The following is a 17,692-nucleotide window of genomic DNA, read 5'->3' as shown; positions in this document are numbered from 1 at the left end:
TTTATTCAGCCTCCAGTTGGGCCGGTGGCAGCAACGGCGGTTGTTGGGTGGTGGCTTTGTGCTTCTTGCCAGACAGCACCAGTTTGCGCAGCAGCACGTAGAACACCGGGGTCAGCAACAGACCAAAGAAGGTCACACCCAGCATGCCGGAGAACACGGCGGTGCCCATGGCGCGGCGCATTTCGGCGCCGGCACCGGTCGAGGTCACCAGCGGCACCACGCCCATGATGAAGGCCATCGACGTCATCAGAATCGGGCGCAGGCGCAGGCGGCAAGCCTCCAGCACGGCGTGGATCGGGTCCATGCCTTCCAGTTCTTCTTTCTCGCGTGCAAATTCGACAATCAGAATTGCGTTCTTGCACGCCAGCCCCACCAGCACAATCAAGCCAATCTGCGTAAAGATATTGTTGTCGCCATGGGTGAGCCACAGCCCGGTAATGGCGCTCAACAGACCCATCGGCACGATCAAAATCACTGCCAGCGGCATGGTCCAGCTTTCATACAGCGCAGCCAGCACCAGGAACACCAGCAACACGCACAGCGGGAACACCAGGATGGCGGTATTGCCGGCCAGGATTTGCTGATAGGTCAGTTCGGTCCACTCGTACGTCATGCCATTGGGCAGTTCTTCTTTGGCCAGTTTTTCCATGGCTGCTTGTGCCTGACCAGAGCTAAAGCCTGGTGCCGCGCCGCCGTTGATTTCAGCGGTGACGTAGCCGTTGTAGTGCTGTACGCGATCCGGGCCGCTGGTTTCCTTCACGGTCATGAACGCGCCCAGCGGCACCATGTCGCCATCGGCATTGCGGGTTTTCAGGCGGGCAATATCATCCGGGCGCAGGCGGAATGACTGGTCGGCCTGGGCGTTCACCTGGTAGGTGCGGCCAAAGCGGTTGAAGTCGTTCACATACAAAGAACCCAGATAAATCTGCATGGTGTCAAAGGCATCAGTCAGCGCCACGCCGTGGGTCTTGGCCTTGTCGCGGTCAATATGCGCGTCGATCTGCGGCACGTTCACCTGGTAGCCAGAGAACAAGCCGGCCAGTTCTGGCGTTTTGCTGCCCTTGGCGATCAGGTTCTGCACCTGCTTGTACATCTCGTCAAACCCCTGGCCGCTGCGATCTTCAATCTGCATGCGGAAACCACCAATCGTCCCCAGCCCTTGTACCGGCGGCGGCGGGAAAATGGCGACAAAGGCATCTTGCAGACCGGCGTACTTGGCGTTGAGCTTGCCGGCAATGGCACCGGCAGACAGCTCTGGCGAGCGGCGCTCTTCAAACGGCTTGAGCGTCACAAACAGAATCCCGGCCGACGGGCTATTGGTAAACCCGTTGATCGACAAGCCCGGGAACGCCACGGCGCTTTCCACGCCAGGTTCTTTCAGGGCGATGGCGCTCATGGCGCGAATCACGCTTTCAGTGCGGTCCAGCGTGGCGGCGCCAGGCAACTGCGCAAACGACACCAGGTACTGTTTATCCTGCTGCGGCACAAAGCCGGTGGGCACACTGTGAAAACCCAGCACGGTGAAACCCAGCAAGCCGGCATAGACCACCATGGCAATGGTCGAGCGGCGCAACATGCTCTGCACGCTGCCCACATAGCGGTTGGACGAGCGCACAAAGAAGCGGTTGAACGGACGGAAGAACCAGCCCAGCGCCGAATCCATCCAGCGGGTGAAACGGTCTTTGGGCTCGTCATGCCCCTTGAGCAACACGGCGGCCAGCGCCGGCGACAAGGTGAGCGAGTTAAAGGCCGAAATCACGGTACTGATGGCAATGGTCAGCGCAAACTGGCGGTAGAACTGGCCGGTCAAACCGGAGATAAACGCAGTCGGGATGAACACGGCGCACAGCACCAGCGCGGTGGCGACGATCGGGCCGGTCACTTCGCCCATGGCGCGGCGCGTGGCATCGATCGGGGAGAGCCCCAGTTCAATGTTCCGCTCTACGTTTTCCACCACCACAATGGCGTCATCCACCACGATCCCGATCGCCAGCACGAGGCCAAACAGCGAGAGCGCGTTCAGGCTGAAGCCAAACAGATGCATCAGCGCAAACGTCCCCACCAATGACACCGGCACTGCCACCAGCGGAATGATCGAGGCCCGCCAGGTTTGCAGGAACAGGATCACCACCAGCACCACTAGCAAGATGGCTTCAAACAGCGTGTGCACCACGGCCTCGATCGAGCCCTTCACGAACACGGTCGGGTCATAGACGATGGAGTAATCCACGCCTTCCGGGAAATCCTTCTTCAGCGTCGCCATGGTGGCGCGTACCTGACGGGAGATCTCCAGCGCGTTGGAACCCGGGCGCTGGAAGATCGGGATCGCCACGGCAGGTTTGTTATCCAGCAAGGAGCGCAGCGCGTACTTGTCGGCACCCAGTTCCACACGGGCCACGTCTTTCAGGCGCACGATCTCGCCATCTGCACCGCTGCGGATGATGATGTTGCCGAACTCTTCCTCGGTAATCAGCCGGCCCTGGGTATTGACGTTGAGCTGGTAATTGGCGGTGGAAGACGACGGCGGCGTGCCCAGCGTACCGGCGGCCACCTGGATGTTTTGCTCACGCACCGCCTTGACCACGTCACCCGCAGTCAGATTGCGGCTGGCGATTTTTTCCGGGTCCAGCCACAAGCGCATGGAGTAATTACCCGCGCCAAACAGTTGGACATCCCCCACGCCATCAATCCGCGCCAGCGCATCTTTCACCTGCAGATTGGCAAAGTTGGACAGATAGAGCATGTCGTAGCGGTTGTTGGGCGAGGTGAGGTGAACCACCATCGTCAGGTCAGGCGAGCTTTTTTCCGTGGTCACGCCCAGACGTTGTACATCTTGCGGCAACTGCGGCGTGGCTTGCGCAACGCGGTTCTGTACCTGCACCTGGGCTTTATCGACATCTGTGCCCAGGGCAAAGGTGACGGTCAGCGTCATGGCGCCGTCCGACGTGGCTTGCGAGGACTGATACAACATCCCCTCGACCCCGTTGATTTTCTGTTCCAGCGGGCTGGCGACGGTTTCCGCAATGGTCTGCGGATTGGCGCCCGGGTAATTGGCGCGTACCACCACGGTAGGCGGTACGACCTCCGGGTACTCGCTGATCGGCAACACCTTCAACGCCAACAGGCCGGCGATGAAAATGATCATCGACAGCACCGCGGCGAAGATCGGCCGTTGTATGAAATATTGAGAGAAGTTCATGTCTCTGTCCCAGTGTTTTGTTCCTGCCAGGGTTGAAGGCCCTGGCGTGTCTTGGTTCCTGCAGGCCACCTGCGGTGGCCGACTGGATTCCCGCCTTCGCGGGGATGACGAAGTGGGGGGCGTAGGGTGGATTCGCGCAGCAATCCACCGTCGCTATGGTGGATTGTCGCTTTGCTCCGAATCCACCCTACGCAGGCCGTGGTTGGGTTTGCCGTTGCTGTTGCCGTTGCTGTTGGGGTTGCTTTTGACTTTCCTCCCCCTGTCGAGCACTTTGCCGATGGAGAGAGGGAGACCTCAGGCTCCCGACCGACTGAGGGCACGCCGGAGGCGCAAAGTGCGGGGGTCGCCTTTCTTTGCTTACTTTCTTTGGCGAAGCAAAGAAAGTAAGGTGGTCCGGGCACCCCCGGTATCAAAAACATCCGCGCCAAAGGCGCTCAAGCCATTGCAGTTGTTTTTCAAACAGCAGCAGCCAGCCACAACCTCACTTCACCCAAACAACAACCCAACCCACATCCCCGCAAAAACCCCCTTACCCTTTGGCCGGAAACTGCCGGTCCAGGTCAGACGGTGTATCCATCGGCACCTTCGCCGGTGTCACCGCCATTCCTGGACGTACCTTCTGCAGACCGTTCACCACAATCACATCGCCCGCCTTCAACCCGCTCTTCACCAGGCGCAGGTTGTCGACATCGCTACCCAGTTCCACCGTGCGGTAAACCAGCTTGTTGTCCGCGCCGACCACCAGCACAAACTTCTTGCCAAGGTCTGAACTGACCGCCCGATCGTTGATCAGGATGCCGTCGCGCTGACCTTCGCCAATGAGCTTGAGCCGCACAAACAAACCGGGCGTGAACTCGCCGTTCTGGTTATCAAACACGGCACGGGCGCGGATGGTGCCGGTGCGTGGGTTCACCTGGTTATCCAGGAAATCCACCGCGCCCTGGTGCGGGTAACCGGCTTCATCGGCAAGGCCAAGGAAGATCGGGTACTTGTCGTCCGCTGCGTTCACTTTGTGCTGACGCGCTTGTTGCTGGTACTTCAGGAACGTTTGCTCGTCGGCATCAAAGTAGGCGTAGACCTTGTCGGTGGAGACCACGGTGGTCAGCAAACTGGCCCCTGCCGCGCTGCTGCTCACCAGGTTGCCTGCGGTGATCAGCGCATTGCTCACACGGCCGTTGATGGGGGCGGTGACGTGGGTGTACTCCAGGTTGAGCTTGGCCGAGGCCAGTTCTGCCGTAGTGGCATCCACCTGGGCGGTCGCCGCCAGCAGTGCTGTATTGCGGGCGTCAAAGTCTTCCTGGCTGATGGCATCTTGCGATTTGAGGCGCTGGGCGCGTTCTGCATCGCTATGCGCCTGGGCCAGGTGCGCTTTGGCCGACTGGTTTTCTGCGGCCAGCCGATCCACCTCGGCCTGGAACGGGCGTGGATCAATCTGGAACAACAGATCGCCCTTCTTGACCACGGCGCCTTCGCGGAAGTTGACGGTTTGCACATAGCCGCTCACCCGTGGGCGGATTTCCACCGTTTGCGGCGCTTCCAGCCGGCCGGTGAATTCATCCCAGTCATTGAGCGATTTGTGCACCACCGCCGCCACGCTCACCGTGGGGGGCGGTGGCGCGGCGGCCTGTTCACTGGCGCGGCTGTCCTGGCAGGCAGACAACACCGCCGCGGCAATGGGGGCAAGCACCAGCAAGGCGGCAACTGATGAAATGCGTTTGCGTTGCATGACGTTTCTCCGAAAAAAAGTTGGCTGTTATCCACGGCTGTATCGCCGTTTGATTCCGGTACTACGAACTGAAAGGGGGAAGGTGGCGCGCTAGAGGGCGACCACCAGCTTGCCGACATGCCGGCCACGGCGCAGGGCGTCGTAGGCGGCGGGGGTTTCGTCAAAACCAAAAAGATCACTGATCACCGGCTTGATGCGATTGACCGACAACGCGGCCAGCAGCGCCTGGAACATGCTGCGGCTACCCACATTGACGCCTTGCAGCCGCACCTGGCGTTCCAGCACCTGGCGTGGGTCCAGCAGCGTGCCCTGGCTGGCCAGATCACCCACTACGCTGACTTTGCCGCCAACCCGGGTGGCAGCGACAGAGCGTGGCAGGGTATCGCCACATACATCGACCATCTGGTCTACGCCCCGGCCATCTGTCCACGCCATCAGCCCGTCTTGCCACTGGGGCATGCGGTGATGGTTGATGGTGTAACTGGCGCCCATATGCACGGCGCGGCACAGCTTGTCATCGTCACCACTGATCACCGCCACGCGTGCCCCGGCAGCGACGGCCAGTTGCAGCGCCATGGACGCCACACCACCTGTGCCCAGTACGGCCACGAATTCACCCGGCCGCACCGCGCCGTGTTCCATCAGCGCATGCCAGGCGGTCACACCGGCACAGGGCAGGGCGGCGGCTTCTTCAAAACTCAGCCCGTCTGGCAGTGGCAGCAGGGCGGATTCGTTGAACACGGCAAACTCGCTGGCGACACCATCACTGTCTGCACCAAACGTGCGGCGCGTGTTCTCTTGCGTGGCGCATTGGCTGGTCCAGTCCGGAAAGAAGGTGTTGACCACGCGCTGCCCCAGTCTGAGGCCGCGCACTTCCTTGCCCAGTTCGATCACTTCGCCTGATGAATCCGACAGCGGCACAACCGCATGTTCCGCCCGATACCCCTGGCAACCGTCTGCAATGGCCAGGTCCCGATGGTTCAGCGACACCGCCCGTACCCGCACCAGCACATCTCGTGGCCCCAGCGCGGGCGTGGCACGGCCTTTCTGCAAACGCAGTGATGCACTGCCGCATTGCGAGGGGTCGAGGACAAAGGCGCGCATGTCAGCCATCCAGATAATGATTGATTGCGGCAAGAATATTGATAAACTAGACCAGTCGTCTAATTGACGTTTGATAACAATGTCATCACGACAAATGATGAATAAATAACGGCATCAAGCACTGGCGCGGTTTCAAAGCGTTTGGGCTGGATTCAAGCCTGTATTAGAAAAACAGCAGATGGTTTGTAGTGTCAGTGGCTGTCAGTATGAAATTTGCATGAACCTATTGATATGGCATGGGGTAATCATCATCTGTAGTGATCAATTGGGATGATGCGGGTTTGGGTGGTTTTGGCAGTGTTTTTGAAGTTGGGGTGGCGGTTGAAGTTGCTGTTGCCGTTGCTGTTGGTTTTGACGTGCCCCCCTGTCGAGGACTTTTCCGATTGAGGGAGGGAGACCTTAGGCTCCCGACTGATTGAGGGGATCGCGGAGCGAAAAAGTCCGGGGGTCGCCTTTCTTTTGGGTACTTTTCTTGGGGCCGCCGAGGCTGGTGACCCAAAAGAAAGTACCGTGCTCCGGGCACCCCCGGTATCAAAAATGTTTTTTACTCGCGCCGCAGGCGCTAACAGGTGTTCAAGGTTTTTCGGCTTCGTTCAGTAAAGGCCACCTGCGGTGACCGACTGGATTCCCGCCTCCGCGGGAATGACGAGTCAGTGGGGCTGGAACCACCCTGGTTCTGGCGAGTAGTGCAGCTGGATTCCGGCTCAAGGCCGGAATGACGAGTCAGTAGCAAGACAATCGCATCATTTTTGCGGTCAATCGCTACCACAGAGCGAATTTATCTCCCGGCGCTGCCGGGCGTAAAAGATTTCCGCGCCGAAAGGCGCTAACCCCATCAACAAGGGCCCCCTCATGCGTGATGTAGACCTGAACCTCCTCTCCATCTTCGACGCCATCATGACCGAGGGCTCCGTCACCAAGGCTGCCCAGCAACTGGCCATGACGCAATCGGCCGTCAGCAACGCCGTCGCCCGCATGCGCGTGGTGTGGAAAGACCCGTTGTTCATCAAGGAAGGGCGCGGTATCCGCCCCACGCCGCGGGCGTCGGCCATCTGGCGCGATATCGGCCTGCCGCTGGCCACCATCCGCGAAACCATCAACCCCGCACCATTTGACCCTGCCACCACGGCACGGCGGTTCCGGATTGCCGCGACGGACCACATGACCTATCCGCTGTGGCCGCCGTTGCGCAACTTGCTGGAGGCACGTGCGCCGGGGATCGACATCCTGGCGGTGCCTGTGCGGGTCAATGGCCTCAAAGACCAGTTCGACGAGAACGAGATTGATCTGGCCGTGGGTGTCAAAGCCTTGCCTGGCGGAGAGTTGCGCCAGCAATGGATGTTCGATGCCGGCTTTGTCTGCGCCATGCGCCGCAACCATCCGCTGGCTAACCGGCCGTTATCGCTGGAAAACTTTCTGAGCGCGGATCACCTGCTGGTGTCGCTGTCTGGCGATCCAGTCGGCTTTGTGGATGAATTGCTGCTGCAAAAAGGCATGCGCCGTCGGGTAGCGATGACCGTGAACAACTTTTACGGCGTGATCGATTTGTTAACCGCCTGCAATCTGATCGCCGTGGTGCCGGAAAGCGTGGTGCTCACCCACCCGCGCCGGGCCGAGATTCATGCCACGACCTTGCCGTTTGATATGCCACTGTCGCATGCGCATATGGTCTGGCATAACCGCTGCGAGCGTGATCCGGGGCATCAGTGGTTGCGGCAGACGATTATGGATATCTGCTTGCGGGTGTGTGCGTCGTGTGAGAGCCGGTTGTTGCCGGCCAGCCAGCCGGCGCAGTGGCAGGATCCGATGCCGGCGTTGCTGGAGGAGTAGGGTGGGGCTGGCGTGCCCACTGACTCGTCATTCCGGCCTTGAGCCGGAATCCAGTGGGGCCGGAACGGCCCCGTTCTCTGGCGAGAACCAGGCACGTAGGGTGGATTCGGAGCGCAGCGACAATCCACCTTGGCAGGCTTAAAACCTTGAACCTCTGTTGCGCCTGCGGTGCGGCTGTTTTACACGTCGGGGGTTGCCCGACAGCAAGGGGCTTTCTTTTGGATCGCCAGCCTCGGCGGCCCCAAAGAAAGCCCCCAAAGAAAAACGACCCCTACGACAGCGCCCTGCGGGTTCCCTGTGCTTCTCACAAGGCGCGGCTGGCTGCGGGAACTCGGCCTTCGGCCTCAAACACCCCTCCGCCGAAACCCCGCGCCTTGCTGCGATGCTCGGCGCTGCCGAAGGGGAGGCACGTCAAAAGCAACGGCAACATCAAAAGCCAAAGCAACCCCAACCCCGGCCCCGCAAATCGTCTGTACGCATGCACGGGGCGTTTGCGTCCCACTATCTCGTCATTCCTGCGGAAGCAGGAATCCAGCAGGCCGCCAAGGGCGGCCCTTGCAAACAGCTTTGCGATGCCAGCTGTCAAACCGCCCTGGTAAAACAAAGCAAAGACCCGGGACCAGGTCCCGGATCTTCGCTCAACGCGGTACCAGCACCGCCTTCGGTTCCAGAAACGCTTCCATCCCGTTCTTGCCGTATTCCCGGCCAATGCCGGACTGCTTGAACCCGCCAAACGGTGCCGCCGGTTCATGCGGTGCGCCGTTGATTGCCACCCGGCCGGCTTCCAGTTGGCTGGCTACGCGCTGCGCACGTGCCAGGTCAGACGACAACACATATGCCTGCAAGCCATACAGGGTGTCATTGGCAATGCGGATCGCGTCTTCCTCGGTCTGGTAGGTGATGATCGAGAGCACCGGCCCAAAGATTTCTTCGCGGGCAATGGTCATGTCGTTATGCACGTCGGCAAACACCGTGGGCCGGACAAACCAGCCATTGCCGGTGCCGTCAGGACGGCCTTCACCACCCGCCAGCAGGGTTGCGCCTTCCTCCTGACCCAGACGGATATAGCGCTGTACGCGTTCCCATTGCTTCTGGCTCACCATCGGGCCGATCTGCGTTTGCGGGTCGTGTGGGTCACCAGACTGGATGCCCGCCACGGCGGTTTTCACGCGGGCGGCGAAGTTGGCGGCCATATGTTCCGGCACCAGAATGCGCGTGCCGGCAATGCAGGCCTGGCCGCTGTTGGTGAAACCGGCTTGCAGCGCTTGATCAACGGCGACGTTCAGATCGGCATCGTCCAGCACCACCGCGGGAGATTTGCCGCCCAGCTCCAGCGTGATGCGCTTGAAGGTCTCCGCCCCGGCTTTCAGGATGCCTTTGCCCACCGCGCTCGACCCGGTGAACGACACTTTGGCGATGTCCGGATGACTGCTGAGGACCGCGCCCACTACTTCGCCCCGGCCGGTCACAATGTTCACCACTCCGGGCGGGATATCCGCGGCGTTGAGCGCTTCCATGACAATCTGCGTCTGCATGGCGCTCATTTCGCTGGGTTTGACGACGGCGGTGCACCCGGCGGCCAGGGCGGCGGCCAGCTTGCCGCAGATAAAACCGGCGTTGCTGTTCCATGGCGTGATCAGGCCGGCTACGCCCAGCGGTGTCATGATCACGTCGGCCGTGCCGGCACGGTAGGTAAAGCTGTAGTTTTCCAGCACGTTGGCGGCATCTTCGAGGACGTTGACAGCGTGATGGGCCATCCAGCCGGCGCGGGAAACCGGCGCGCCGTATTCGGTGACGAGGGCCTCGGTCAGGTCTTCGACGCGGGCGCGGACCTGGGCAGCCATGCGGCGCAACAGGGCAATGCGGCTTTCCTTGCTGCTGCGGCTAAAGGCCGGGAAGGCGCGTTTGGCGGCAGCAATGGCGCGTTCGGCATCGGTGGCGTCAGCCAGTTGCACCTGGCCAATCACTTCGGCTTTGGCCGGGTTGTACAGGTCAAACAGCTCGGTGCCGTGCGGGGTAACCAAAGCGCCGTCGATGAAAATCTGATTGATGCGTTGCATGTTGTTTCTCCTGAGTAATGCGCGCCGTGTATGGCGTCCATGCAGAGAAGATAGGCTCGCCCGATTGCATAAACTAGCCGTACAATCTTTGATGTCTTGTTGAGGAAATCAGGACAATGCAAACCTCTGGCCTGAATGAACTGGAAGCCGTCCTTGCCGTTGCCCGCCTGAAAAGCTTCCGCGCGGCGGCGACAGAGCTTGGCGTATCGACCTCTGCCCTGAGTCACACCGTGGCTGTGTTAGAAGCCCGTCTTGGGGTGCGCCTGTTCAACCGCACTACCCGCAGCGTGGCCCTGACCGAGGCAGGCAGCCAGTTTGCCGACCAGATTGCGCCGGCGCTGACCCTGATCCGCAGCGCCATTGATACTGCCGGTAATTACCGGGATACGCCCTCTGGCACTTTACGGATCAATACCTCTACCGGCGCGGCGCGCGGGGCGATGCCGTTGTTTCTGGAATTCCTGCGGCGTTACCCGGACATGCGGCTGGATATCGTCACCGAAGGCAAGCTGATTGATATTGTGGTAGCGGGGTTTGATGCCGGTATCCGGCTGGCAGAAACCGTACCGCAAGACATGATTGCCGTGCCTATGGGCGGGCCGTTGTCGTTTGCGGTGGTCGGCAGCCCGGACTACTTTGCCCGCAACCCGCCGCCGCAAACGCCGGGAGACTTGCTGCGGCACGAATGCATACGCTCTCGTTTGCCCAGCGGCGGCATCTATCGCTGGGAGTTTTTCCGCCACGGTGAAGCCATGGTGATCGATGTGCAGGGCAAGATCACGCTGGATGAATCCTCCCTGATGCTGGCTGCCGCCCGCGCAGGCCAGGGGCTGACCTACCTGAGCGATGGTTCGGTGGCGCAAGACCTGGCCGACGGCACGCTGATCCGCGTGCTGCAAGACTGGACACCCTCCTTCCCCGGCTTGTGTTTGTACTACCCCAGCCGCAAACATATCTCCGCCGGTCTGCGCGCGCTGATCGACCTCATCCGCAACAGTGAAATCCCGCTGGCCGGGCTATGACGTGGCGTACTGGGCAAGGCCGTTGCCAAACGACCAGTTCTCTTTTTTGACTTCCACCAGGTTGATAAACACGTCTTCCTGGCGCACATGCAGTTCCCGCTCCAGCCCGGCCGCCAGCGTCTGGTAAAGCGCTTTTTTCTGCTCCACCGTGCGGCCTTCGTTCAAGGTAATCTGAACGAAGATGATCCCGTCCGAACGAGGGATGCCAAAGTACTGCGGGTCATAGATCATATGCTCCGCATCGTGCTCGGCCAGGACCTGGAAAAGATCGTGATCCGGCACATTCATGGTCGCCTGCAAGGCGGCAAACACTTGCAAACCGGCGCGTTTGGCAAAAGTGGGGTCTTTGTGTTTACGGATGTCGATGCGGACTAGCGGCATGGTGCGGCTCCTGCTCAAGGGCATGACCGCATCATAGAGCGGACATTCAGGGATGCGATCCTTGTACGCTGATCGGCGGCTTCACCTTGTTCTGACGGCAGACTATAGTTCCTGCCGAAACGCGCCGTTTTTTCTTGCCGATGCTTCAACCTTGATCAGAAGGATGGTTACTCATGAGCAAAATTGCGATTGTCTATTTCAGCGGCTACGGCCACACTGCCAAACAGGCCGAGGCGGTACACCAGGGCGCAGTCGCCGCCGGGGCCGAGGCCACGCTGTACCGCATTGACGGGGAAGGCAACCTGCCGGATGGCGCGTTCGATGCGATCAGTGCCGCGGACGCGGTCATCTACGGCAGCCCGACTTATATGGGCGGCCCGGCCTGGCAGTTCAAGAAGTTTGCCGATGCCTCATCCAAGCCGTGGTTCATGCAAGCGTGGAAGAACAAGGTGGCTGCCGGCTTTACCAATTCGGCCTCGACCAATGGCGACAAGTTTTCCACCATTGCGTATTTCTGGACGCTATCGCAACAGCACGGCCAGGTGTGGGTAGGTACCGGCCTGATGCCCGCCAACACCAAGGCCCACGGCCCGAACGACGTGAACTGGACCGCCGGGTTTGCCGGTGCGCTGGCCATTTCGCCGTCAGATGCCTCACCAGAAGAAGCCCCGCGCAGTGGCGATCTGGAAACCGCACGTTTGCTGGGCAAACGCGTGGTGGAGTTTGCGGCGAAGCTGGCTAAGTAATTCTATTTGTCGTTGCCAGACGGGATGAGAGTCTGGCGCGGCAGATGAGGGAGCGGTCATTGCTGGCGGGGGCTGGTGATGGCCGTTTTTGGTTTTTAGGGGGGCTCTGAGTGTCCGGGCGGGGTCCTTATCCTGAATCGCCACCCCGGATTCCCGGCCTTTGGCCTTCATCCGGGCTACGAGCCTGGCGAGGGGGCTAGGGATGGCCGCTTTTTTTTGGCGAGTAGGGCGGATTCGAAGCGTTAGCGACAATCCACCGTGGCGGCCCCCCCGTACTTTGCTGCGATGCTCGGCGCCGCCGAAGGGTGGGGACGTTAAAAGCAACTTCAACCTCGCAACCGTCTGTGCGCAAGAATGATGGATTTGCATACCACTTCGTCATTCCTGCGGAGGCAGGAATCCAGTCCGCAGCCCGGTGGGCCGCCTGCCGTGGATGATCTTCACCACTCCGGATTTACCCTCAAGAGCGTGCATGCATCCTGGCTGGATTCCGGCTCAAGGCCGGAATGACGAGTCAGCACGCGTAGCCCGGATGGAGCCGCAGGCGGGAATCCGGGGTGGCTATGTGTGTCAGGGCGGGGTTCTTATCCTGAATTTATCCTGAATCGCCACCCCGGATTCCCGGCCTTTGGCCTTCATCCGGGCCACAAAGCCGGTTCTCGCTCGAGAGCGGAGCGGCTTCACCGCTGTCCCAAACCGCACATTTTGTCGCATCCCCTGCCGCCAGCAACACAACACACACCACCATTTCCCCGCAAAACCTCCTCAAATCAAGGCCGCACGCCTGGCACGGTTTCTGCAGTTACACCCCCAGACCATCCATCGATGCTCGACAAAAACCAGAAACGATAAGGATTTGCCATGACCGCAGCTTTTGCCCTGACCACGCCCGTCTCGCGCGCGCTCAACGCGCTGGCGCTGGACCGCCCGGCCATCCAGACGCCGGATGACGTCACCATTACCCCCACCGGCGGTGCGCTGGGGGCCATCATCACCGGGCTGGATGCCAACCGCCCGCTGTCGTCAGATCTGGTACTGCGCCTGAAAAAGGCGTTGGATGACCACCACATTCTGATTTTCCGGAACCAGCAACTGAGCGATGACCGCTTCCTGGCGTTCACCACCTACTTTGGTTCTGTCTTCCGCCCGCCGGAAGATGTCCCTGTGCTGGCCTCAGAGGCCGATGGCACGCCGCCAGACGTGGTGCCCGTGTCCAACCAGGCGGGCGGCTATACCGGCAGTGGCGAACTCACCCCGCATATCGACCACCAATGGACACCGTTGCCCTCCGCCGGCTCTTTGCTCTACGCGCTGGAAGTGCCGGCATCGGGCGGGTTGACCAGTTGGTACAACATTGCCCAGGCATATGAAGACCTGGACGAAGCGACCCGCGCCGGGATCGACCCGTTGCAGCTGATCACCTACAACCCGTTCACGCATCCGCATGGCCAGCCGCGCCGGCTGTATCGCCTGCCGGATCAGACCCCCACCAGCGCGGCGTTCCCGCATCCGCTGGTGCGCACGCATCCTTCCAGCGGCAAGAAGGTGTTGTTCCTGTCTACGCATACTGAGGTCGAAGTACCGGGGGTTGATCCGGAGTACGCGCAAGCGCTGATTGCCCGCCTGCGCGACCACCTGCAAAACCCGGACTACCGCTACGAACACGACTGGCAAGTGGGCGACATTGTGTACTGGGATAACCAGGCCACGCTGCATTCGCGCACCGCCTTCCCGGCGGAAGAACGCCGCGTGCTCAAGCGTGTGAGCCTGGCTGGCAGCCGCCCTTTCTAAGGCATCAAGGAGAATCCCATGAGCCAACGCCAACTGAAACTCAATGCATTCCTGATGACGGCCGGCCACCACGTGGCGGCCTGGCGGCACCCGCAGGCACGCGCGGATGGCGGCATTCAGTTTGAACACTTCAAGCAGATTGCCCAGACCGCCGAACGCGCCAAATTTGACGCGGTATTCTTCGCCGACAGTGCCGCCGTTTGGGGCGCGGGCGCTGAACAAGAGGCGCAAAGCCGCAGCGCCCAGGCCGATCATTTTGAGCCGATCACGCTGCTCTCGGCGCTGTCTGCGGTGACGGAGCACATTGGTCTGATCGCCACCGTCACCACCACCTACAACGAGCCGTATCACCTGGCCCGCAAGTTTGCCTCGCTGGATCATTTGTCCGGCGGGCGCGCGGGCTGGAATCTGGTGACCTCCGCCAACGCCGCCGAGGCGTTCAACTTCAGCCGGGATGCGCACCTGGCCCACGCGGATCGCTACAACCGCGCCGAAGAATTCATCGATGTGGTGACCGGCTTGTGGGATAGCTGGGACGACGACGCGTTTGTGCGCGACAAACAATCCGGCCGCTTCTTCAAGCCGGACGCCGTGCACCGGCTGGATCATCAGGGCAAACATTTTGCCGTGCGCGGGCCACTGAATGTGGCGCGCCCGGTGCAGGGCTACCCGGTGATCGTCCAGGCCGGTTCATCCGAGCCAGGCAAGGAGCTGGCTGCACGCACCGCCGAGGTGATCTTTACCGCCCAGCAAACCCTGGCCGACGCGCAGGCGTTTTACCGTGACGTTAAAGGCCGGCTGGCACGTTATGGCCGTACTCCGGATCAACTGAAGATCCTGCCGGGCGTGTTCCCGGTGGTCGGCCGCACCCGTGAAGAAGCGCTGGAGAAATACCAGGCGCTGCAAGACCTGATCCACCCGACCGTGGGGCTGGCGCTGCTCTCTGGCATGCTGGGCGGGGCCGATTTGTCCGCCTACCCGCTGGATGGCCCGTTGCCAGACCTGCCGGAAAGCAACGGTGGCAAGAGTCGCCAGCATTTGCTGGTAGAACTGGCGCGGCGCGACAACCTTTCTATCCGCGAACTCTATTTGCGCATTGCCGGTGCACGCGGCCATCTGACACTGGTGGGGTCGGCGCTGGAAGTGGCAGATCAGTTGCAGGAGTGGTTTGAAAACGGTGCGGCCGATGGCTTTAACGTCATGCCGCCGACGTTGCCCGGCGGGCTGGATGACTTTATCGAACTGGTCCTGCCAGAACTGCGCAAACGCGGGCTATTCCGGACCGAGTACGAGGGCCACACCCTGCGGGAAAGCCTGGGTCTGGCGCGCCCGGCTAACCGGCATACGGCCAAAGCGGTGCCGGCTTAAAGCAAAATAAAAGGCACTGATCCGGTCTGGGTCAGTGCCTTTTTCTGATGTGGTCGAGCGTGGTCAGACTGCGCGGGCCAGATGTGCCAGTGGCAAGCCGGTGTGGGTAGACTGAGCGCCATCCAGCCAGCCATGCCGTTTCATCAGGGTGCGCAAGGCGTGGCGGGAAATCCCCAGTGCCTGGGCAGTGCGCACCTGGTTAAAGCGGTGGGTGGTCAGCGCGGTGCGTACAATTTGCCGCTCCAGTCGGGAGAAGAGATCTGGCGTGGCCTCGGCCAACAGCCGGGTCAGCGCATGGTTGATCAGTTCGTCCGGTTCCACCATGCCGGCTTCCACCGCTGGCGTGGGGACGCTGTGAGAAATCGGAGTCAGATCTGGGTCCAGCAGCAGGTGCTCCGGACGGATATCGCCTTGATGTGCCAGCAACAGCGCGGCATGCATGACGTTTTCCAGCTCCCGGATATTGCCCGGCCACGGGTGGCGCAGCAGCGCCTGGCGAATATCCGGGCCCAGCTCTGGTGTGGGCTGTCCCTGGCGCAGGGCATAGCGTTCCAGAAAGTGCTCGGCCAGCGGCAGGATATCCCCGGTGCGTTCCCGTAGCGGGGCCACCGGCAAAGTGATCAGGTTGATGCGGTAGTACAGATCACGCCTGAACTGCCCCGCTTGCACGGCGGCCTGTAAATCCACGTTGGTCGCGGCCACCACGCGCACATCAATCGGCACCGGTTTGCGCGCACCCACCCGCACCACTTCTTTTTCCTGCAGCACGCGCAGCAAGCGGGTTTGCAAAATCAGCGGTAACTCGCCAATTTCATCCAGAAACAACGTGCCACCGCGTGCCGCTTCAAAGTAACCCTCGCGCTGGCGCAGTGCGCCGGTAAACGCGCCGGCTTCGTGGCCAAAGAACTCGCTCTCTGCCAGGGTCTCGTTGATGGCACCGCAATTGACCGCCACAAAGGGACCGCTGCGTCCGCTGCTTTCATGCAGCCGGCGGGCCAGGATTTCCTTACCCGTGCCGGTCTCGCCCATGATCAGGATCGGGGCTTCGCTGGGGGCCACTTTCTCCAGCCGGGAAAACAAGGCACGGCTGGCCGGGTCAGAAAACACCACCGCTTTGGCACGCTCGGCTTTGGCGGGGTCTGAGGGCAGGGTGTAGATCGGGGTATTCGACAGCATGGCAGCTCCTGGCAGGTGAGGTTTTTCCAGGTGGGGTCATGGAACTGGATTGACTCTATAGTGGATTTGTAATAACTAAAAATAATTTGTAGATTTGTTGTTATACCTAAAATGGTTGATTGTGCAAGGGGGCCGTTCTCTGGCGAGAACCGGGTTGTTAGCGCCTGGCGGCGCGGTGTGTTGATACCGGCGGCCCCGAAGAAAGGTCGTAGGGTGGATTCGGAGCGGAGCGACAATCCACCATTGTGATGTTGTTAGCACCTGACGGCGCGGTGGTTTTGATACCGGCGGTGGCCGGAGCACGTTACTTTCTTTGCTTCGCCACCTCGGCGGCCCCAAAGAAAGTAACCAAAGAAAGGCGACCCCTGCGACAGCGCCCCTTCGGGGTTCCCTGCGCTTCTCGCAAAGTCCGGCTGGCTCCAGCCCCGCTGCAACGACCATCTGGTGCGCCTGTGTCTTTGTGGGGGTACCCACCAAGGGGCAGGAACTCGCCCTGCGGGCTCAAACACCCTTACGCCGAAACCCCGGCCCTCACTGCGATGCTTGGCGCTGCCGGAGGGGAGGCAAGTCAAAAGCAACGGCAACATCAAGAGCCAAAGCCAAAGCCAAAGCCAAAGCCAAAGCCAAAGCCCCCAACCCCGCAAACCGTCTGCTCGCAAGAACGGTTCACCAAGCCCACCACTTCGTCATTCCCGCGAAGGCGGGAATCCAGTCCGCAGCCCAACGGGCTGCTTATGGTCGCTACCCCGCTGCAACTTCCATCTGGTAAGCAAGTGTCACTGTGGGGTACGAGCACGCTCCGGATTCACCTCACGACTACAAACCGGTATCAGCGCCTGCGGCGCAAGTATTTAGAACTGGATTCCGGCTCAAGGCCGGAATGACGAGTCAGTGGGGTGCGCGTTGAATTTTGGCTGTGGCTGTGGCTGTGGCTGTGGCTGTGGCCATTGCCTTTGCCGTTGTTTTTGCCGTTGCCGTTGCCGTTGCCGTTGTCGTTGCCGTTGCCGTTGTCGTTGCTTTTGCCGTTGGTGTTGAAGTTGCTTTTGACTTTCCTCCCTCGTCAAAGCCAAGCGCCGAAGGAGGGAGGGAGACCTAAGGCTCCCGACCGACTGAGGGAAGCCCGGAGGGCCGCCCGGCTGGGGTCGCCTTTCTTTGGTTCCTTTCTTTGGGGCCGCCGAGGTGGCGAAGCAAAGAAAGGGACGTGGGCCCGGCACCCCGGGTATCAAATGCTTTTAAAAGACCCGCGCCGTCAGGCGCTAACAACGCATTCAAGGGCAACCACGGTGGAT

At 60.9% G+C, this 17,692-nt stretch carries 11 protein-coding genes; 5 read left to right on the top strand and 6 right to left on the bottom strand.

Features of this window, described 5'->3' with window-relative positions:
- Nucleotide 1: 1 nt before the first annotated feature.
- From HNQ50_RS11700 to HNQ50_RS11690, 3 genes are all read right to left on the bottom strand, one after another.
- On the bottom strand, nt 2-3,199 hold the full coding sequence (locus HNQ50_RS11700; RefSeq protein ID WP_184100878.1) for an efflux RND transporter permease subunit: 3,198 nt from the start codon (nt 3,197-3,199) through the stop codon (nt 2-4).
- Between the two features lie 529 nt (nt 3,200-3,728).
- Entirely contained in the window at nt 3,729-4,925 is a 1,197-nt protein-coding gene (locus tag HNQ50_RS11695; RefSeq protein WP_184100876.1) for an efflux RND transporter periplasmic adaptor subunit, read from the bottom strand.
- Nucleotides 4,926-5,015: 90 nt separating this feature from the next.
- Nucleotides 5,016-6,029, bottom strand: a complete 1,014-nt coding sequence (locus HNQ50_RS11690; RefSeq protein WP_184100874.1) for a zinc-dependent alcohol dehydrogenase family protein — start codon at nt 6,027-6,029, stop codon at nt 5,016-5,018.
- Nucleotides 6,030-6,881: 852 nt separating this feature from the next.
- Between HNQ50_RS11690 and HNQ50_RS11685 the strand changes: the two genes are divergently transcribed.
- Entirely contained in the window at nt 6,882-7,859 is a 978-nt protein-coding gene (locus HNQ50_RS11685) for a LysR family transcriptional regulator (RefSeq protein WP_184100872.1), read from the top strand.
- Between the two features lie 638 nt (nt 7,860-8,497).
- Here HNQ50_RS11685 and HNQ50_RS11680 read toward each other — a convergent pair.
- The gene (locus HNQ50_RS11680) at nt 8,498-9,919 is read right to left on the bottom strand and encodes an aldehyde dehydrogenase family protein (protein WP_184100870.1); all 1,422 of its coding nucleotides are present in this window, start codon (nt 9,917-9,919) and stop codon (nt 8,498-8,500) included.
- A gap of 116 nt (nt 9,920-10,035) precedes the next feature.
- Here HNQ50_RS11680 and HNQ50_RS11675 point away from each other — a divergent pair, with 116 nt between their 5' ends.
- A complete protein-coding gene (locus HNQ50_RS11675; protein WP_184100868.1) occupies nt 10,036-10,941 on the top strand; it encodes a LysR family transcriptional regulator in 906 nt (301 codons plus the stop codon).
- Here HNQ50_RS11675 and HNQ50_RS11670 read toward each other — a convergent pair.
- Nucleotides 10,936-11,322 carry a tautomerase family protein gene (locus tag HNQ50_RS11670; RefSeq protein ID WP_184100866.1) on the bottom strand — a complete coding sequence of 129 codons (387 nt, stop codon included), beginning with the start codon at nt 11,320-11,322 and terminating at the stop codon, nt 10,936-10,938. The genes HNQ50_RS11675 and HNQ50_RS11670 overlap by 6 nt on opposite strands.
- A gap of 173 nt (nt 11,323-11,495) precedes the next feature.
- Between HNQ50_RS11670 and HNQ50_RS11665 the strand changes: the two genes are divergently transcribed.
- The 3 genes from HNQ50_RS11665 (at nt 11,496) to HNQ50_RS11655 (ending at nt 15,227) form a co-directional block, all read left to right on the top strand.
- A complete protein-coding gene (locus tag HNQ50_RS11665; RefSeq protein WP_184100864.1) occupies nt 11,496-12,068 on the top strand; it encodes a flavodoxin family protein in 573 nt (190 codons plus the stop codon).
- An 861-nt stretch (nt 12,069-12,929) separates the two neighbouring features.
- Entirely contained in the window at nt 12,930-13,859 is a 930-nt protein-coding gene (locus tag HNQ50_RS11660) for a TauD/TfdA dioxygenase family protein (protein ID WP_184100862.1), read from the top strand.
- 18 nt (nt 13,860-13,877) lie between these two features.
- Nucleotides 13,878-15,227, top strand: a complete 1,350-nt coding sequence (locus tag HNQ50_RS11655; RefSeq protein WP_184100860.1) for an LLM class flavin-dependent oxidoreductase — start codon at nt 13,878-13,880, stop codon at nt 15,225-15,227.
- A gap of 63 nt (nt 15,228-15,290) precedes the next feature.
- Here the strand turns inward: HNQ50_RS11655 and HNQ50_RS11650 are convergent, their stop codons facing one another.
- A complete protein-coding gene (locus HNQ50_RS11650; protein ID WP_184100857.1) occupies nt 15,291-16,403 on the bottom strand; it encodes a sigma-54 interaction domain-containing protein in 1,113 nt (370 codons plus the stop codon).
- Nucleotides 16,404-17,692 lie beyond the last annotated feature (1,289 nt).

It is taken from the genome of Silvimonas terrae, assembly GCF_014202765.1.
In the GTDB taxonomy this organism is placed as follows: Bacteria; Pseudomonadota; Gammaproteobacteria; order Burkholderiales; family Chitinibacteraceae; genus Silvimonas; species Silvimonas terrae.
The sequence above is the reverse complement of the archived record's forward strand: the minus strand, read 5'-3'. Positions and strand labels throughout refer to the sequence as shown.